The organism is Prosthecobacter sp. (assembly GCF_044227185.1).
In the GTDB taxonomy this organism is placed as follows: domain Bacteria; phylum Verrucomicrobiota; class Verrucomicrobiia; order Verrucomicrobiales; family Verrucomicrobiaceae; genus Prosthecobacter.
On sequence record NZ_JBGAFO010000006.1, the window covers coordinates 135805 to 154050 of the forward strand.

13 protein-coding genes are annotated in these 18246 nt (G+C 62.7%); 9 read left to right on the forward strand and 4 right to left on the reverse strand.

Translation table 11 applies throughout. The features are described from left to right. The first annotated feature begins 4 nt into the window (after positions 1-4). Positions 5-4603, forward strand: coding sequence for a von Willebrand factor type A domain-containing protein (locus ACILSQ_RS15475; RefSeq protein WP_395744555.1), 4599 nt, complete (start codon positions 5-7; stop codon positions 4601-4603). A gap of 172 nt (positions 4604-4775) precedes the next feature. On the opposite strand, the gene ACILSQ_RS15480 is transcribed toward ACILSQ_RS15475, so the two are convergent. Next, the gene (locus tag ACILSQ_RS15480; protein WP_395744556.1) at positions 4776-6095 is read right to left on the reverse strand and encodes a Gfo/Idh/MocA family protein; all 1320 of its coding nucleotides are present in this window, start codon (positions 6093-6095) and stop codon (positions 4776-4778) included. A 70-nt stretch (positions 6096-6165) separates the two neighbouring features. On the opposite strand from ACILSQ_RS15480, the gene ACILSQ_RS15485 reads away from it, so the two are divergent. Together ACILSQ_RS15485 and ACILSQ_RS15490 are read left to right on the forward strand one after the other, a co-directional pair. Continuing rightward, on the forward strand, positions 6166-6867 hold the full coding sequence (locus ACILSQ_RS15485; protein WP_395744557.1) for a YggS family pyridoxal phosphate-dependent enzyme: 702 nt from the start codon (positions 6166-6168) through the stop codon (positions 6865-6867). Beyond that, on the forward strand, positions 6864-7259 hold the full coding sequence (locus tag ACILSQ_RS15490; protein ID WP_395744558.1) for an RNA-binding S4 domain-containing protein: 396 nt from the start codon (positions 6864-6866) through the stop codon (positions 7257-7259). Before ACILSQ_RS15485 ends, ACILSQ_RS15490 begins: the two co-directional genes overlap by 4 nt. A gap of 58 nt (positions 7260-7317) precedes the next feature. Here ACILSQ_RS15490 and ACILSQ_RS15495 read toward each other — a convergent pair whose 3' ends face one another. Together ACILSQ_RS15495 and ACILSQ_RS15500 are read right to left on the reverse strand one after the other, a co-directional pair. Next, positions 7318-7887, reverse strand: coding sequence for a hypothetical protein (locus tag ACILSQ_RS15495; RefSeq protein ID WP_395744559.1), 570 nt, complete (start codon positions 7885-7887; stop codon positions 7318-7320). A 488-nt stretch (positions 7888-8375) separates the two neighbouring features. After that, entirely contained in the window at positions 8376-10007 is a 1632-nt protein-coding gene (locus ACILSQ_RS15500) for a sulfatase (protein ID WP_395744560.1), read from the reverse strand. Between the two features lie 26 nt (positions 10008-10033). Between ACILSQ_RS15500 and ACILSQ_RS15505 the strand changes: the two genes are divergently transcribed. Together ACILSQ_RS15505 and ACILSQ_RS15510 are read left to right on the forward strand one after the other, a co-directional pair. Then, entirely contained in the window at positions 10034-10168 is a 135-nt protein-coding gene (locus tag ACILSQ_RS15505; protein ID WP_395744561.1) for a hypothetical protein, read from the forward strand. Beyond that, on the forward strand, positions 10165-11571 hold the full coding sequence (locus ACILSQ_RS15510) for an efflux transporter outer membrane subunit (RefSeq protein ID WP_395744562.1): 1407 nt from the start codon (positions 10165-10167) through the stop codon (positions 11569-11571). Before ACILSQ_RS15505 ends, ACILSQ_RS15510 begins: the two co-directional genes overlap by 4 nt. 145 nt (positions 11572-11716) lie before the next feature. Here the strand turns inward: ACILSQ_RS15510 and ACILSQ_RS15515 are convergent, their stop codons facing one another. Beyond that, positions 11717-14320: a hypothetical protein gene (locus tag ACILSQ_RS15515; protein ID WP_395744563.1), complete on the reverse strand. Its 2604-nt coding sequence runs from the start codon at positions 14318-14320 to the stop codon at positions 11717-11719. Positions 14321-14408: 88 nt separating this feature from the next. Between ACILSQ_RS15515 and ACILSQ_RS15520 the strand changes: the two genes are divergently transcribed. Genes ACILSQ_RS15520 through ACILSQ_RS15535 form a run of 4 tightly spaced genes read left to right on the forward strand, consistent with a single transcriptional unit; the run spans position 14409 to position 18227 of the window. Further along, positions 14409-16490, forward strand: coding sequence for an FAD-dependent oxidoreductase (locus ACILSQ_RS15520; RefSeq protein ID WP_395744564.1), 2082 nt, complete (start codon positions 14409-14411; stop codon positions 16488-16490). A gap of 26 nt (positions 16491-16516) precedes the next feature. Then, positions 16517-17356: a rhomboid family intramembrane serine protease gene (locus ACILSQ_RS15525; RefSeq protein WP_395744565.1), complete on the forward strand. Its 840-nt coding sequence runs from the start codon at positions 16517-16519 to the stop codon at positions 17354-17356. A gap of 28 nt (positions 17357-17384) precedes the next feature. Further along, entirely contained in the window at positions 17385-17690 is a 306-nt protein-coding gene (locus tag ACILSQ_RS15530) for a hypothetical protein (protein WP_395744566.1), read from the forward strand. A gap of 30 nt (positions 17691-17720) precedes the next feature. Then, a complete protein-coding gene (locus ACILSQ_RS15535) occupies positions 17721-18227 on the forward strand; it encodes a hypothetical protein (protein WP_395744567.1) in 507 nt (168 codons plus the stop codon). Positions 18228-18246 lie beyond the last annotated feature (19 nt).

Consider the following 18246-nt stretch of genomic DNA (forward strand, 5'->3'; position numbering starts at 1 on the left):
GATCATGAAACCGGAACATATCACCGCCTGGGCTCTGGATGAAGCCAGCGCCGAAGAACGCCAGCAGATGGAGGCGGCGCTGCTGGAGAATCCCCAGGACAAACAGAAGGCGGATGAAACCAAAGCCTTCTGCGACTTTCTGCTGAGCGAGCTGCGAGATGACTCCCTGGCGCTGACGGACAAGCAGCGCGCGCGGCTGGTGGAGCATGCGGCCGGCGGGCCGGCGGCGGCAGCAGCGGCGAAGCAGCAGCAGCCTCCGGCTTCTTCGTCTCGTGCAGGCGGGACGCCTGCACCACGGGAAACGCGGTGGCGCTTTGGCGTCATCGTGCGTCTTTCCCTGGCGGCGTGCGCGGTGCTGGGCGGGTTTTGGACGTGGCACGCCTTCTCCGGGAAGAAAACGGAGACTGCCGTGGCGGCGGTGCAGGAGAAGCCGGGGATCAAGGTGCGCCTGGCTCCGAAGCCGGAGCCGAAGAAGAAGCCGGGGCAGGGGCCGGAGGCGCGGCTGATGGCGGAGGCCACCAAGAAGACGCTGGATAAAATGGAGTCCCAGGCCACCAAACCGAGGACCGGGGTGCCCGCCCCGGCACCTGCAGCCGCGCCCGCGCCCAGCCCGGCGAGCGCCCCACCCGCGCTGGCTTTGAAGAAAGGCCAGAACCCCATGACGCCTGGCGATGTGGAGAAGCTGAAGCGGATGCAGGACCAAAACACCTATGCACTGAACTCCGGCAGCAAGATGGAACAGGTGGCTGTGCCCCCGGCTGCGGCTGCGCCCGTGCCCGCTGCGGCTGCCGCGCCCGTGCCAGCGACCAAGCCTGCTGCCCCTGCCGCACCGGTGTCTGTGGCGGTGGCCACTGGTGCTCTGACTCCGGTTCCGGCTCCTGCCTCGGCACCCGTGCCGCAGGGGGTGGCTGCGGCCCCGCTTCCGACCCTGGGAACGACTGCGCCCGGCATCCTTTTTGCTGGGGGCTGGGATCGACCCAATGGCTACGTCGTCAACAACGCGGGCACCGTGGCCGCGATCTCGACACTGATGCCAGTTCCGCAACCCTGGGACCAGGACATTCCGATCAACCTGGACGATGACGCCCGCGCAGCTCGCCAACTGGCGCGGATTGATGGCTTCATCAATCCCCCGGTGCGGATCGAGATTGTGGTGGACAGGTTGAGAGCGTGGGCAACGGTGACCCATTTCAATAGCGGTCCTTCCGGCATCGTATGGGGGCTTGTTTCACCACCAGCGGCCGGAATGGCTGGCGGCGACTTTTCTGGGATGCTGGCGGTTGGGAACGGAAGCAGCTATGCCTTGCCTCCGAGGTATCCCGCGTTTTCCAATCTGACCCTCACCTCCGGAGAGATCATCAAGGAAAACGCGCTGGCGGATTATCAGCAGGGGCTGGACATCGGCGACCCGCAGCCTTTAGCGGGGAGATCGTATTCTGATGCCGGGTGGGCCGATGGTAGCGTCTCGCTGAACTTGGTTCGCAAAGTCGCTGAGAGCAGCACTGGAAGCGTCGTTCTTCAGAAAGGCGCGTCTGTGAATCTGATCTTACTGCTGCGGACGCATCTGCTATACGGTGTGTTGTTGGGTCGCGGAGGCATGGTGTTCGCTTGGGACGCCCTCTATGAGCCCGTTGGATATAGGGGGGGCATCTCACGATGCTCGCCTTTTGCAGGAGAAACCTCTCCAGGCACCCTTTCCTTCGCCACGGTGCCGAGCTTCTATTTTGTGGGTGAGTCCAAGATCGGCGGCATGTCCGCAGAGGAACTGCCGTGGGAGGGGACGCTCGTGAAAGGGGCGCTGGCGCAGGCCGGGCGGCCGGTGAACTCCACGCAAGGGCTGGCGGTGACAACGAAGTCCGGGACGAAGGCGGTGGTGCCGGTGACGCGGGAGTTTCTGCTGGGGAACGTGGCGGATGTGAAGGTGAGTTCGCCTGCGGTTCTGGCGGCGTCCAGCGTGGGGCAGACGGTCAGCCCCGGGATTTTGGGCGGCTGGGCCACTGCGGCCTCAGGCTTGTCCCCGGAGGTGACGGAGTTTGATGGCTTTCTGGTTCTGGGGGGCAAGGTAAGCGCGGGATCTGGCGCGCCCGCGTCCGCTGCGGCAGGCGGGACCTCCTCTTCGAGCTTTGATGATCTCGGAATCACGGCCTCCGTCGGCTACGACTCCAATTATGTCTGGCGGGGCGCTGGCTTACGCGAGCCTGTGCCAATGGACAGTCTGGCGGCCACGAGTTCCACGGCATCATCCTCCACAGCCACGGGCCCCACTACCACAGGCACCTTCACCAACACTTACTCGGGCGGGGTGGTCGTCAATGGCGGGCGGACCATGAATGAAGCCCGGACGTCCGTGCTGCGCTCAGATCAAACCCCCGGTCTTGTGGCAGCGGGCGGGATTCTGAGCGCCACGGTGCCGGCGGATGCGGCGCAGACGAATTTGACGGCGGACACCACGAGTTTTGGCAGTTCTTTCTACCGCAACATGGGCAGTCTTGGAGGCAAGGAGATCCAAGAAATCGAGTCTCTTCGGAAGACCAACGGCCCGTCCTCCCCCTTGGCGGGAAGTGCCGGTGCGTATATCGAGGGCACCGGGGGTTATATCGCGAGCACTACGGTCACTGCAGGTGCGGGTACGGTCGTTGTGAGCACCGCGACCCTCAACCCAGCACCTTCGACGGGGAAGCCTGCGGCATTGGTTATCGCTGGAGGGAGGGCGCTGGACGTGAGCGGTACGACCACCGCCTTCACCCCTGCCGCGCCCGCTACGACGACTTTCGCGGGGACGCTTACCACCGCAGCACCAGTGGCCCCCCCGCAGTCCTCAACGGGATTAACCTTTGGCACCACAGCGTCCGCGATCAAAACGGAGGCCGCCGCGACGACGCCCCCCCGTGGCTCGGTGACTGCAAACACGATCGCCGCCGTGCCAGCGGCACCCGCCACGCCGCCGGTGATGAATCCCGTGCCGGCTGCTGCTGCGGCACCGGCGGGCACGCCTGCGGAGTTCAACAGCTACGACTCTACCCTTATAGTGAAGGACGGGAAGGCAGATGCCTATTACTTTGGAGATGCTTCGAACGGCGTGCGGGGTTACATGGGAGCCTCAAGGGCTGTGGTTGTGGATGAGAGCAAGGACGTTCGCAAAGCCGCTGCGGTGGGCGGGGAGTCCTACACGCGCATCATTGAAAACGAGATGAAGGAGGTGATGCGGGAGCCGCTGTCCACGCTGTCGATCGATGTGGACACGGCCTCGTATGCGAATGTGCGGCGCTTTTTGAACCAGAACATGATCCCGCCGCCGGATGCGGTGCGAATTGAGGAGCTGATCAATTACTTCCCCACGGCGGAGGAAGGACCGGCGCATGAGGCGAAGGAGCCGTTTGCGGTGCGGATCGAAATGGCGCCGTGCCCGTGGCAGCCGGTGCACCGCCTGGCGCGCATCGCGATCAAAGGACGTGAGATGGACAAGAACCGCAAGGCGAGCAACCTCGTCTTCCTGGTGGATGTGTCCGGCTCGATGAATGAACCGGCAAAGCTGCCGCTGGTGCAGCAGTCCCTGCGCATGCTCACGGAGCAGCTCGGGGAAGGGGACCATGTGACGATGGTGGTGTACGCCGGAAGCAGCGGCGTGGTGCTGCCGCCCACCAGCGGCGAGAAGAAGGGGGAGATTCTGGCGGCGATCAACCGGCTGCAGGCGGGCGGCAGCACGCACGGCAGCGCGGGGATCAAGCTGGCCTATGAGCAGGCGGTGGCGGGCTTCATCAAAGGCGGCGTGAACCGCGTGATCCTGTGCACGGACGGCGACTTCAATGTGGGCGTGAGCTCGCCGGAGGAGCTGGAAAAGCTGATCAAGCACAAGGCGAAGACGGGCGTGTTTCTCAGCGTGCTGGGCTTTGGCAGCGGGAACCTGAAGGACCGCACGATGGAAACCCTGGCGGACAAGGGGAACGGAAACTACGCCTACATCGACAGCCTGAGCGAGGCGCGCAAGGTGCTGGTGGAGCAGATGAGCGGCACGCTGGACACCATCGCCAAAGACGTGAAGATCCAGGTGGAGTTCAATCCTGCTGCGGTGCGCAGCTACCGGCTGATCGGCTATGAAAACCGCCTGCTGGCGAAGGAGGACTTCAATGATGACACGAAGGATGCCGGGGAGATCGGCGCGGGGCACAGCGTGGTGGCGCTGTATGAGATCGTGCCCGCCAGCCTGCCCCCGGGCAGCGAGCCGCGCCCGGCGGTGGATCAGTTGAAGTACCAGGCCCCGGCCATCACGCCCGCGCAGCTCGCGGAGGCGGCGAAGAGCGGGGAGACGATGACCGTGAAGCTGCGCTACAAGGAGCCGGACAGCGACCTGAGCAAGCTCATCGCCGTGCCGATCAAGGACGAAGGCAAGACGCTGACCGCGAGCAGCGACGAATTCAAATTCAGCGCCGCCGTGGCGGGCTTCGGCCTGCTGCTGCGTGACTCCGCCTACAAAGGCACGCTGGGCTGGGAAACCGTGCGCCGACTGGCCATCGATGGAAAAGGAACCGACAAGCTGGGCTATCGCGGCGAGTTCCTGCAGCTCATCGACAAGGCGCGCGGGCTGAAGGAGACGCAGCCCTGAAGCTGCCCAGTTGCGCCGCGCCGCGAACTTTTTGATGCTTCATGGTCGTCTTCGCCAAACCGCCCGACATTGAGCGCATTTGTACGCCATTGCGCCTGGCACACGCTCGTGGGCGGGCGGGCTGTCGCCACACCCGCCCTGCCATGTGAGGGCTGCAACGTAGCGCGGTGCTTTAGACGAGCTCCCAGCCTTTGCGGTAGTCGCGCCGCACCATTTTGTCGGCTTCCGCGTTGTTCGGGATCTTCAGCCCGGGGGCGTCCCAGGTGAGGTTCTCATTGGGGAAGGCGCTGGCGAGGCAGCCGAGGAGAACGGCTTCCGTGAGCGGGCCGGCGTAGTCGAAGTTGGCGGAGGGCTTTTTATCTCCCTTGAGGCAGCAGTCGATGAAGTCGGCCCAGTGGTCGCGGGGTTCGAGCTTGGGGTAGGCGCCGAATTTGGCAAACTTCTCGCGGGGATACAGCAGCGGCGTGGAGCCGTGCGGGGAGAGAAGGACGCCTTCAGTGCCGAGATAGATGGTGCCCTGGCCGGGGAATTTGGCGACGTCTCCGGCGAGCGCCATGACCTCCGCTGGCGGGCGGGCATCGCCATCGGTCCAGGTGACTTTGATGGTGTCTCCAGCGGTGTACTGGGTGCCCTTGAAGGTGTACTCGACCACGGCATTGATGGCCCAGTTGTCCTTGTTTGGCACGGGGCCGCTGGACTTCACGGAGATGGGCGCGGCGAGATCGAGGGAACGGAACCAGCCGCTGAACATGTGGCAGCCCATGTCTCCGAGAGTGCCGGTGCCGAAGTCGCGGCGTCTGCGCCAGTTGCCGGGATGATCGTAGCCCTGGATGTAGCTGCGCTCGGAGGCCACGCCGAGCCATTTGTCCCAGTTGAAGCCTTCAGGGATGGGGTCGCTTTTGGCAGGGCGGGGTTCCAGATCCCCCCACTTCTTGTTGGAGAAGGTGTGGGCTTCTTTCACTTTGCCGATGGCGCCCATCTGGATGAGGGCCACGGCATGGCGCTCGGTGAAGGCGGAGGAAATCTGGATGCCCATCTGCGACATCACGCCCTTGGCGCGGGCGCGCTCCACCATCTGGCGGCATTCCCAGAGATTGTGGGCGAGGGGCTTCTGGCCGTAGATGTGCTTGCCCTTGGCGATGGCGGCGAGGCCGATGCTGCCGTGCATGTGGTCGGGGGTGGAGACGTTGACGCTGTCGATGTTGTCAGCCTCTTTTTCGAGAAGATCGCGCCAGTCCTGATAGACCTTGATGTTGGGCCACTTGGCCTGGGCCCTGGGGAAATTGCGGGTGTCCACATCGCACACGGCGACGAGCTCCCACATGGGGTGGTTGGACATGGCGCTCATGTCCGCCATGCTCATGCCGGAGGCGCCAAAGGCGGCGTGGCGCAGCTTGCCGTTCGGAGACGCGGCGCGGATGCCGGTGGTGACCCAGGGGGCGGCGAAGAGCGTGGCGGCGGACTGGCGGATGAAGTGGCGGCGGGATTGCATGGAGATTGGATGGTGGAGCGCGAAAATACGTTGCGCGCGCAGCGCATCTTCCGTTTCTCTTTGCCAAGACATGAACCGCCTCTCCGACCGCCTGCAAGCCATCCGCGACCGCATTGCCGCCGCAGCCCAGCGCTGTGGTCGTGATCCCGCCTCGGTGGAGCTGCTGGCGGTGTCCAAGACGTTTCCGGTGGAGGCGATCCGTGAGGCGATGGATGCGGGGCAGCTGCTTTTTGGTGAGAACAAGGTGCAGGAGATTTTGCTGAAGGCTCCGCAGCTACCGGCGGAGGTGCAGTGGCATCTCATCGGGCATCTGCAGTCCAACAAGGTGCGCAAGGTGCTGCCGCATGTGCGGGCGATCCACAGCGTGGACTCGCTGGATCTGGCGCGGGATGTGGACCGCATCGCGGGGGAGCTGGGGCTGATGGCGAAGGTGTATCTGGAGGTGAACCTGGCGGAGGAGGGCAGCAAGCACGGCTTTGGTGTGGAGGAGGTGCGCGCGAATCTGGAGGCGCTGCGTGCGCTGAAGCGGCTGGAGATTCAGGGGCTGATGTGCATTCCGCCGTTTGATGAGGAGGCGGAGAAGAGCCGGCCGTATTTTGTGCAACTGCGTGAGCTGCGCGAAGAACTGGAGCAGCGCGGCGGTGCGCCGCTGCCGCTGCTGAGCATGGGCATGAGCCACGACTTTGAGATCGCCGTTGAAGAAGGCGCGACGATGGTGCGCGTGGGGAGTGCGATCTTTGGCGAGCGCACTTACAGCAAGCCTGCCGCATGAGCCAGCGTGCTGACAAATGGCTGCATCATGTGCGGGTGTTCAAGACGCGGTCGCTGGCGACGCAGGCCTGCGCGAAGGGGAATGTGACGATCGACGGGCAGCCGGTGAAGGCGTCGCGAGATCTGAAGGCGGGGGACACGCTGGAGGTGGTGCGCGGGGACCTGCGGCTGCGCGTGCGTGTGACCGGCTTTTCTGCGCAACGGCTGGGGCCGCCGAAGGTGGCGGAGTTTTGTGAGAATCTGACGCCGCTGGAGTGGATTCAGAAGGCGAGTGAACTGCGGCGGGAGCGGGAGCTGATCCAGCCGCGGGAGCACGAGATGGTGGCGAAGCCGGACAAGAAGCAGCTAAGGGAGCTGAGGAGGTTTTGGGAGGAGCAGCAGGAAGGGGAATAATGCAGGCATGAGTGCCTGGATCACTTATTCGGCTTGGATGGTTGTTGCCGCGCCTGAGTCATGCCGTGGGTTTTGTTCTTTGATCGTTCTTGGCGGCCAGCTTGCGACGACGGTTGAAATCTGCCAACTCGTTTCTGTAACGTTTCAATGAGGCCTTGGGCTGGCTGTAACGATAAGGGATCCGCTCCAGCTCATGCTGAGTCATGTGAGGCAGCTTGAGGACGTGAGCCATCTGCTCAGGACTCGGCAGTGGGGCCAGCCACTCGGTCAGAAATTCACGCGTCGTTTCATCGCCGTAAGCCCACAAGCAGACTGGGAATAAGGAGCTGTACTCGGCGATTTCCACCAGCTCAGTCACGATGGTCTGAATTTTTTCGGCACGTGAATGATCGTCTCCTGCCAGCTTCTCAAAGTCTCGGTAGAGTACCGCAGCCAGGTTGTAGAGATGCGTTTGCAGTGCCGCAGATGTCTCGCTGCACACGCAGTCCCTTCCGAAGAAGCGATAATGAAGAAAATACCATGAGTCCTCAAAGATGAGCGATTTACAGAACTCAGCGTCCTCGAGCATGTCACTCACAGCCCAGCAATGGCCGCTGAACTCCCGATCCATGAAATAGAGCTTCGTCACGATGTTTTGTAATTAACCTGGCAAGGAACTGGCGCACTGCTGGCCTTTGGCAGGACTTGCAAGCGTATCTCCAACAGTGGTTGGGGCCGGTGTCTTGTGAGACTTGCGGGTCATTTGATCCAAGGAGAATCTGCGTTTTGCCGTCTGAGGATCAAGCATGACGTGCGCAAATCAAGGTAATTGCGGCCGATGCAGGGATGCTTCCTGACCAACGTCACCCTCATCCTTGAAACGCACAAGCGTGCCGTCTTTCGCTGGGTATCGCGTGGACTCCGTCGTCAGTCCGCCGTCCGGCCGGCGGAGGGCTGTCGAGCAGCCGTGTGTTTTGCATGGCCAGCGGGCCTGCCAAAGCGGTGTGGCGACGCTTCCCACCGAACTCCAAGACGCTCCGCGTTCGCGTAAGCATGTCAGTTTCCACCTTCGTTTCCATTCCGAGAGCGCATGGGAGGGGAAACTGGAAGCGAAGAAGAAAGAGCTGTCGCACTCCCTCACTTCGCCTTGCCTTTGCCCTTCTTGCCTTTGCCTTGCTGGCCGGATTTGGTGTCCTGGGTGAAGGGTGGGTTTTCGAAGGGGACGGGGTCGGCGGTGACGCGGGGGTCGCCTACGGCTTTGAGTTTTTCCATGAGCTCGGCGGCCATTTTGTTTTTGATTTCGGCGTAGGCGGGTTCGCTGGCGACGTTGATCGTGGAGTTGGGGTCTTTGGTGATGTCGTAGAGTTCTTCTTCGGGACGCTTGGCGAAGGCGTAGTCGAAGTACCATTTGTACTGGGAGTCATTGCGGTGCTGGATGAGCCAGGCTTTGGCGGGGGAGGCGTCCATGTCCGGGAAGGCGACGTAGGTTTCATTTTCCATGTCGCTCTCCGAGGGCGTGAAGGTGTCGGTGAGGGTTTTGTAGTCGCCCATGGGCATGCGGTCGGGCTTGAAGTTGCGGATGTAGAGGAAGCCCTCCTTGCGCAGGGCGCGCTGGGGGTAGGGCAGATTGCCTTCGCGGGCGATGGAGACGTGGCGCTCGCGACCGGTGATGACGTAGTCGCGGTCTTTTTCGATGCGGCCGGACTTGCCGGACTTCAGGAGGCTGACGAGGCTTTTGCCGTTCACGCCTTCTGGGATTTTGGCTCCGCCGATTTCCATGAAGGTGGGGGCGAGGTCCATGAGATTGACGAAGTCCTCGATGTAGCGCTCGCCGGGCTGTCCGGGCCAGCGGATGGCGAGGGTGACGTTCACGCCGAAGTCGTAGAGATTGCACTTGCCGCCGGGGAAGCCGGGGGCACCGTGGTCACCGCTGATGACGATGACGGTGTTGTCGTACTCGCCCTCTTCCTCGAGGCGTTTGATGATGACGCCGACCTGGGCATCGAAGGCCTGGATCTCGCCGAGGTAGCTGGCGAAGTCCTCGTGAAATTCAGGCACGTCCGGCAGGTGCTTGGGCAGTTTGCCTTGGAGGTCCTCCGGGTTGATGCCCCAGAGGGCCTGGCCGCTGCCTTTGATCCATTTGCGGTGTACATTCGTGGGGCCATGCCAGAAGGCGAAGGGTTTTCCTTTCGGGCGTGCGGCGAGGAAGCTGTCAAAATTGCCGCGGACCTCATCGTAGATCTGCTGCTTCGCAGCTTCGAGCGGCACGCCATTGGCGACCATCTTGGTGACTTCCTCGGAGAACTGATTGCAGCGCCCGCCGCTTTTCTGGTACGCGAACTGCTGACCGCCATAGGGAGCGTCTGCCGGCTCCCCCGGGCCCCAGACCTTGAAAGATTTTCCGAGCTGGTAGCCCTGGTCTTTGAGCAGGAGGGGATAGCTGGGGATGGCCGGATCCCACACCGCGCCATTGAGGATGGCGGCGCGTCCGCAGTTAAAAAAGTAGCGCCCGGAGAGCAGCGCGCTGCGGCAGGGCGTGCAGCTCGGCGCATTCACATACGCGCGGCTGAAGAGCGCGCCTTCGCGGGCGATGCGGTCGATGTTCGGCGTTTTGACGACCTGGTTTGGCGAGGGGAATTTCTCGTGCTCCGCATAGATGCTGGCATAGCGGCCCCAGTCGTCGGCAAAGAGAAAGAGGATGTTCAGCGGCTTGTCAGCGGCGGAGGCGAGGGAGGTCAGGGCGAGGCAGCAGAGCAGGAGGAGGCGCATGGTGCGCACTTCAACGTCGGCGCGGCGTGGAAACCTTCGCCAAAAAGGCGGCGGCACGGCACGCACAAAAACCACCCGGCGGGGTGGTGACGAACATTACGCGGGAGGGCGTGTTGTTGGTTGCACAACAATGGTTCCGCCGCATGAATGCGCGCGCATGAACGACTTCAGACTTCTCTGCCTCACGACCACACTGATGTGTGCCTCCTGCAGCGTCGGGCCCAACTTCAAACTGCCGGAGGTGCTGATGCCCTCCAAGTGGAAGAACGGCGGCAGCGCGAGCACGGCGGACATTCCTGTGCCGGGCGAATGGTGGAAGCTGTTTGGCTCCGCGGAGCTGAACCGCCTGGAGGAGCGGGCGATGGCGAACAACCAGGAGCTGCGCGGCGCTCTGGCGCGCGTGGAGACGGCGCGCGCGCTGGTGGGGGTGCAGCAGGCGGACTGGTTCCCGCAGCTCGACATGCGGGATGCGATGCAGTATGAGCGCCTTTCTCAGAGCGCCTTCGGTGCAAACCTGCCTGCCGGTGTCACGCTGCCGAAACTGCAGCGCCGGCGCTACCAGAACCTGCTGGAGCTGGGCTGGGAGATCGACTTCTGGGGACGGGTGAGGCGCAATGTGGAGGCGTCCAAGGCCTCGCAGTTTGCCACGATGGAAACGCTCTCCGCGCGGCGGCTGACGCTGGCGGCGGAAGTGGCGCGGCTGTATTTCCTGACCCATTCGCTGGACCGGCAGATGGACGTGGTGATGAGCACGCAGACGTGGCGTGAGGAGGCGCTGAAGCTGCAGGAGTCCCGGTTCAAAGGCGGCCTGGCCAATGAGATGGATGTGGCGCGCGCAAAGACGGAGCTGGAGCTGGCACGCAATGACCTGGCCGCCCTGGAGCGCCAGCGCGGCAATGCTGAAAATGCGCTGGCGGTGATCTGCGGAGAGATCCCCTCCAATTTCCACGTTGCCAAATCTTCCGCGCTGCCGCGGCCGCCGAAAGTGCCGGGCGGCATGCCGTCCACACTGCTGCAGCGCAGGCCTGACATCCGCGCGGCGGAGCAGAAGATGCGCGAGGCCAATGCGAAGATCGGAGCTTCTCAGGCATCGTTTTATCCGGCGTTTGCCATCAACGGGACCGGGGGGCTGGAGAGCATTGGGACCATGCATTTTTATGATCAACGCAGCCGGGTGATGACCATCGGGCCGAGCATGACGCTGCCCTTTTTCCAGGGCGGAAGGCTGAAGGCCAACCTGAAGGCGGCGAGGGCGAGCTACGATGACACGCTGGCCAGCTACAGGCAGGCAATTCTGGTGGCGCTGCAGGAAGTGGAGGACAGCATGATCGATGCGAAGGCCTATGCAAAGCAGGCGGCGTCACTGGATGCGGCGATCTCCGCGGCGCAGGAAACCCAGCGGCTGGCGGAACTGCGCTACCAAAAGGGCCTGGCGAGCTATTTTGAAGTGGTGGATGCCAACCGCACAGTGCTCAATGCAAAGCTTCTGGCCGCGCAGGTGGAAGGGCAGAGGCTGTTTACCACCGTGGCGATGCTGAAGGCGCTGGGCGGTGGGTGGCAGTAGCCGGTGGCCAGTAGCCAGTGGGCTGGGACTTCGACACACCACAATCGATGATTCATCGATCGTCAATCATTGATGCCCACGGTGCTGCTGGCCCGGAGGATTGAAGAGCCATCGATTGTTAAGTTTAGAGGTGCCGATCCGGTGGCTACTTCACCTGCACCCACACGGGGGAGGACCAGGCCATGTTGCCGTCGTTTTGCTCAACGCGGAGGTAGTAGCGGTTTTCGCCGGAGAGCGGGGCGTCGTCGGTGTAGGTCTGCTCGAAGGTTTTGGCTTCGACCTCCCACTGCTGGTAGTTCTTCTCATTGCGAACGAGAGTGACGCGGGTGATCTGGGCGGTGCCATTGACGCTGAACTTGAGGACGGGCTTGCCGCTCAGGGCGATCTCGGTGCCGAGGAGGTGGTCGTTGCAGGAGAACTCCACAAAGATTTTATCCGTGGCAGCGATGGTACGGCGGGCCTGGATGCCTTCGATGATGCCTTCGCGGGTGAAGTCCTTCACATAGACGCCGCCGTAGCTAGTGTGGGTGGAGATGTGGTCGCTGTCCGCCCAGACGCCCAGCTTGTGGCCCAGCTCCAAAGCGTGCTGATACAGGCCGTTGTTTTTCTCGGTGAAGCTGCGGATGGGCTCGCCGACGACGGGGGTGCCAACCACGGTCGAAGCGTGATTGTAGGGCTGGCCTTTGCGCATGCCAACGGTGGGCTGGGGAGCATTGAGGCCTTCGTAGCTGACGCGCGCGCCCTGATAAATCTCGATGACGTTTTCGATGCGGTGGTCCACGGGCGGCATCTGGTCCCAGTCGGTGCCCATGCTGGTGGCGCCGGTGTGGCTGATGGCGGTGACGGGCTTGCCGTAGCGCACGAGGACGTCCCACAGCTCGGTGGGGTGCAGCTCGGCGGGGCCTTCGGTTTTCACGGGGAAGGTCTTCTGCCAGGGGGAGGCGAGGTAGTTCTTGCGCTCGATGTACACGATGGGGCCGCCGCGCTGGGCGAAGATGACATTGCGGTGGCCCAGCGGCCACTTCTGCTCGCGCTCGTAGGCGTACATGCTCATGAAGAACCCGGGGGAGTAGAAGATCTCGGTCATCTTCTGGTTCAGCCACCACTCATAGGGATGATAAATCTTGGCGATGTCCGTGTGGTCGCTGAGGCCCAGGGTGTCGAGCTTGCCCATGTCCCAGGCGTAGCGGTACTGCTCCAGCACGCAGCCGTCGTTGGCGGTGACGCAGTTGGAGATGTCGGTGTGCCGGTGGTAATCGCCCCAGAAGAGCTTGTAGGTGACGCCGTTGTGCGTCCAGGTGTGGCGTTCGTTGCGGTCGCGCTCGGGCGTGGGAGCATTGATGTACTCGGCAAAGGGCTCGCGCGGTTTCACCACGGGTGCGGTGACGAGCGGCAGCTCTGCGGTGGTGTCGATTTTCGCGAGGTGTACGCCGGTGGTCAGTTGCAGCTTGGTGGTGCGCAGGTCGGTGGACCAGGCGAGCCAGAGGCTGCCGTCTTTGCCGAGCGCGTGCGTGCTCTGGCGGTCCTGGGTATAGACACTGTCGGGGACGAGGAAGGGCCGGGTCCACTGCTTCGTGGCGGCGTCATAGCGTGTGAGCGCGATCTGCCAGCAGAAGTTTTTGAAGTAGCGCACGGTGAGCCAGGGGCGGCCCGCGGCATCCAGCATGAGGTGGGGCAGATTCACCGCGCCGATTTCATTCGGGGCGGGCTTGCCCTTGGCCTTTGCCTGCGCGGCCTGGGCCTTGGCGCGTTGTTCGGCCTTGGCCCTGGCTTTGGGGTTGTTGGCGCGCGGGGCATTGGCTGCGGCAGCACCTTTGGGGGCGGGGAGCTCCTTCAGCAGGGCATCGGGGCCGGGAAGTTCCTCCACTTTGCCAGAAGCGAGGTCCCAGTAGGCGATGACGAGATCGCGGCGGCCATTCAGCCCCACCTGGCCGCCGTGGGCGCGCATGTCCAGGCCCCACTGCTCATTGCCACGCTCGCAGGCGAGCCAGACGCCCTTGCCATCCTGCGCCGTGACGGCGTTCACGCGGCCCTCATAGCGGCTGGTGGCGATGAGCTGCTTGGTTTCCCCCACCTTGAGGTCTGCATCCAGGTGCGTGGCGTAGATGTTGAATTCATTGCCGCGTGAGGAGTCGTGGCAGATCCAGGCGCCGCCTTTGGGATCGAATGCGATGCAGGGTTCCCACTCGCCGCTGGGTTCTTGGGTGACCTGGATTTCATCGGACCACGCGCCTTTTTTGGCATCGAACACACGGCAGAAGATGTCTCCCAAGGTGCCGCGCATGCTTTGCCAGACGAGCCACACATTGCCCGCGGAATCCGTGGCGGATTTGGCGAAGGCATTGCCGCCGTTGGTTGAAGTGGCAAGGGTGGCGATGTCTCCCTGTACTTTGCCATCGCGCAGGCGTGCGCCGCGAAGCTCCATGACGTCCTTGTCATTCACCTGCGACCACACCACGTGGAGGGTGCCGGTGCCATCTGCCGCGAGGGCGGGCTGGTGGATGATGCCGGGCTGGCCGATGGTGAGAACATCGCTCAGGGCGCCGTCATTGAGCTTCGCGACGTGCAGGGTGTCCTGTGCCGCATCCCACTGAATGTACGCCACATGCGGTGTCCCGCCGGCATCCACACACATGGAAGGAAAGTCTGACTGGCGGCCCTCCTGTCGGAGGGCGTAGGTCTGCGGCAGCAGGTTTTGCGCAAAAGCCGAAACCGAAAAAAGGAGGGCGAGAGAGGTGGGTCGGAGCATGGCGTTTAAACATTCCGTTTGCCGATTCCTTTCATGCAGCGATGGAAGCGCCCCGGCTCAACCAGCTCCCTCCCCAAAGAATCCAGCCATGAAACTGCGCGCTCTCATTGCCACCCTCCTTGTGTCCAGCCCGGCCCTTCGCGCGGCGGACCACGATGTCGTCGTTTATGGCGGCACCTGCTCCGCTGTCATCGCCGCCGTGCAGGCGAAGAAGATGGGCAAGTCCGTCATCGTTGTCTCGCCCGACAAGCACCTCGGCGGCCTGAGCAGCGGCGGGCTGGGTTTCACGGACACGGGCAACAAGGCGGTGATCGGCGGGCTGTCCCGTGATTTTTACCATCGTGTGTGGCAGCACTACGAGAAGGAGTCTGCGTGGGTGCAGCAGAAGAAGTCTGAATACGGCGGCAAGGGGCAGGGCACGCCCGCGGTGGATGGCGAGAACCGCACGATGTGGATCTTTGAGCCGCATGTGGCGGAGCAGGTGTTTGAAGATTATGTGAAGGAGTTCGGCCTGGAAGTGGTGCGCGATGAGTGGCTGGACCGCGCCAAGGGCGTGAAGAAGAGCGGCGACAAGATCACCTCCATCACCACGCTGAGCGGCAAGACGTATGCGGGGAAGATGTTCATCGACGCCACCTATGAGGGCGATCTGATGGCGGCGGCGGGCGTGGACTACCACGTGGGCCGCGAGGCGCAGAGCGTTTATGACGAAAAGTGGAACGGTGTCCAGGTGGGCGTGCTGCATCACCGCCATCACTTTGGCGCGGTGAAGGAAAAGATCAGCCCCTACAAAGTGCCGGGAGATCCGAAGAGCGGCGTGCTGCCGCGCGTGAGCACGGAGTCTCCGGGCGAGTACGGCGCTGGAGACAAGCGGGTGCAGGCCTACTGCTTCCGCTCCTGCTACACGAACGACCCGAGCAACCGCATTCCGTTTCCAAAGCCGGAGGGGTATGACGCGAACCAGTATGAAATTTTGCTGCGCGTGCTGAACACGGGCTGGGGCGAGTTCTTTGAAAAGTTTGACCCGATCCCGAACCACAAGACGGACACGAACAACCACGGACCGTTCAGCTTTGACAACATCGGCTACAATTACGACTACCCCGAGGCCAGCTATGAGAAGCGGAAGGAGATCATCGCCGAGCACCGCCTGTACCAGCAGGGGCTGATGTGGTTCGTGGCAAATGATCCGCGCGTGCCGAAGAAGGTGCAGGAGGAACTGCAGACCTGGGGCCTGCCGAAGGATGAATTCACCGACAACGGCAACTGGAGCCACCAGCTCTACATCCGCGAGGCGCGCCGCATGATCGGGAGCTATGTGATGACCGAAAACGAGCTGCTGAAAAAGCGCGCCACGCCGGACAGCGTGGGCATGGGGAGCTACGGCATCGACTCGCACAACGTGCAGCGGTACATCACGCCCGAAGGGTATGTGCAGAATGAAGGGGACATCGGCGTGAGCACGAAGGGGCCGTATGAGATCGCCTACGGCTCTCTGATTCCCAAGAAAGGGCAGGGGAGCAACCTGCTGGTGCCGGTGGCGATGTCCGCCAGCCATATTGCGTATGGAAGCATCCGCATGGAGCCGGTGTTCATGATCCTGGGGCAGAGCGCGGCGACGGCCGCGGTGCTGGCGATTGATGCCGGCATTCCGGTGCAGAGCGTGCCGTATGAGAAGCTGAAGGAGCAGATCCTCAAAGACGGCCAGATCCTGCACTATGACGGACCGACGACGATGCGCGGCGTGGACCCGAAAACCATCAAGGGCATCGTAATGGATGACATGGACGCGAAGGTGACGGGCGACTGGCATGAAAGCAGTTCGGCGAAGGCCTTCATCGGCGACGGCTACCGCCACGACAGCAACACGAAGAACGGCAAGTGCAGCCTGCGCTTTGAGCCCAAGCTCACGAAGCCGGGCAAATACCGCGTCATGCTGGCCTCCCCGCCGAACAACAACCGCGCCAGCAACGCGCCGGTGGAGGTGCAGTACGCCGGCGGGGTGAAGAAGCTGAAGGTGAACCTGAAAGCACCCAAGGCCGGCGAAGGCGTGTTTTGGATCGATCTCGGCGAATACGAATGCGACAACGACACCGCCATCACCATCTCCAACGAAGGCGCGGATGGCTACGTGGTGGTGGATGGCGCGCGCTGGCTGCCAGTGGAGTAATCTGCACCCTCACCCAGGTCTGAGACATGGAGGCCATTGAACAACCAGGAAGCCAGGAAACGGTTGTTCAGGCGAAGGTGTTTCCGTCGATCACCCTGGCCTTGCTGGTGCTCAGCGTGGCCTGCACGTGGCTGTGGAAAGCCTTTCCCGGGGAGGTCAGCCGCTGGTTGTATGCGACAGATTTCGAATTCTGGCATGGCGAGAAGCTCTGGAGCCTGTTCACCTCGTTGTTTCTGCATGTGGATTTCCTGCATCTGGCGTTCAACTGCTACTGGGTGTGGCGCCTGGGGCGGGTGCTGGAACAGGAGGTGTCCCGGCCCCAATATGCCGCTCTGATTCTTGTGACGACGTTGTTCGGCAGCCTTGCTGAATTTGCTGTCTCGGCGCAGACAGGAGCCGGGATGTCCGGCATGCTTTATGGTTTGTTTGGCTACATGCTGGTGGAGCGCGGCCGCCGTCCTGTTTTTCGCCGTGTCCTCGACTCAAACACGATCGCGCTTTTGCTGGGATGGCTGGTGCTGTGTTTTTGGCTGACGCACAGGCGCAGCATGCCCGTGGCCAACTTCGCGCATGTGGGCGGTTTGGTGGCAGGAATGCTGTGCGGTTTCGCCGCGAGCGGACGGAAATTTAGGAAGGTGGCGCTGGCAGGGCTGTGCGGAATGCTTCTTGGCTGCGTGGCGCCCTTGTTTTGGGCGCCCTGGCATGACAACTGGCATTATGTGCAGGCCTTGGATGCGCTGAAGATGCACATAAAACGATCATTCCAGGGCCCAGGCTTCTCTGGAGTATTATCACCAGCGCCAGCCGCGGCACGCATGGACGGCCCTGGCGGCGGCGGGTCTCAGAATCCAGCAGAAGGATTATGAGACGGCCACGCAGATTCTGACAACCAACATGAAATGGACGGATGATGCCGCGGTGGCCAACAGCCTGGCCTGGCTGCTGGCGACCTGTCCGGAAGACCGGGTGCGCAATGGAGTTCGGGCGGTGGAGATCGCAACCCAGGCCTGTGAATTTACCAACTGGGAGGATGCGGCGATCATTGACACCCTGGCGGCGGCTTACGCGGAAAAAGGTGACTTTGACGCCGCCCTGAAATGGTCGGCCAAAGCCGTGGAGCTGAGCGGTGACAACGGCCGTGAATCATTGCGAAAGCACCACGAGGCCTTTGCGAAAAAACAGCCCCTGCGTGAGCCCTAAACGAGCAGGCCGAAGAAGCACCCACCCCACATGAGCTCCCTCCAACGCCGCTACCGTCTTGTCCTGGGTTTTTTCATCATCTGCCTGATCCTGAGCGGGCTCACGGCGTTTCCGCTGCTGCATGAGCTGCGGCTGATGGCGGCGTGGTTTGGGATCGAGGACCATGCGGCCTACGCGCAGCAGGCCGGGCTGAAGTACTGGCTGGGCTATGTGTGGCATGGGCTGGAGGTGACGCAGGCGCAGTTTCCCTTTGTGGCCTATGGCACGGACTGGCTGGCGTTTGGGCATCTCACCATCGCGGTGTTTTTCATTGCGGGACCGTGGCGGGAGCCGGTGGGAAACGCCTGGGTGCTGAAGGTGGGGCTGCTGGCCTGCGCGGCGATTTTTCCCCTGGCGCTGATCTGCGGGGAGGTGCGCGGCATCCCGCTGTACTGGCGGCTGATCGACTGCTCGTTCGGGCTTTTCGGGGCGCTGCCGCTGCTGTACTGCCTGAGGCTGGCGAGGCGGATGGAGCCAGGAACTTCACAGAGTTCGTAATTTTTTGACTTTCTGGGGC

Coding starts and splice junctions, on each gene's coding strand:
- ACILSQ_RS15475 (WP_395744555.1), top strand. CDS start 5: ATGAAACCGGAACATATCACCGCCTGGGCTCTGGATGAAGCCAGCGCC.
- ACILSQ_RS15480 (WP_395744556.1), bottom strand. CDS start 6,095: ATGCAATCCCGCCGCCACTTCATCCGCCAGTCCGCCGCCACGCTCTTC.
- ACILSQ_RS15485 (WP_395744557.1), top strand. CDS start 6,166: ATGAACCGCCTCTCCGACCGCCTGCAAGCCATCCGCGACCGCATTGCC.
- ACILSQ_RS15490 (WP_395744558.1), top strand. CDS start 6,864: ATGAGCCAGCGTGCTGACAAATGGCTGCATCATGTGCGGGTGTTCAAG.
- ACILSQ_RS15500 (WP_395744560.1), bottom strand. CDS start 10,007: ATGCGCCTCCTCCTGCTCTGCTGCCTCGCCCTGACCTCCCTCGCCTCC.
- ACILSQ_RS15510 (WP_395744562.1), top strand. CDS start 10,165: ATGAACGACTTCAGACTTCTCTGCCTCACGACCACACTGATGTGTGCC.
- ACILSQ_RS15515 (WP_395744563.1), bottom strand. CDS start 14,320: ATGCTCCGACCCACCTCTCTCGCCCTCCTTTTTTCGGTTTCGGCTTTT.
- ACILSQ_RS15520 (WP_395744564.1), top strand. CDS start 14,409: ATGAAACTGCGCGCTCTCATTGCCACCCTCCTTGTGTCCAGCCCGGCC.
- ACILSQ_RS15525 (WP_395744565.1), top strand. CDS start 16,517: ATGGAGGCCATTGAACAACCAGGAAGCCAGGAAACGGTTGTTCAGGCG.
- ACILSQ_RS15530 (WP_395744566.1), top strand. CDS start 17,385: ATGAAATGGACGGATGATGCCGCGGTGGCCAACAGCCTGGCCTGGCTG.
- ACILSQ_RS15535 (WP_395744567.1), top strand. CDS start 17,721: ATGAGCTCCCTCCAACGCCGCTACCGTCTTGTCCTGGGTTTTTTCATC.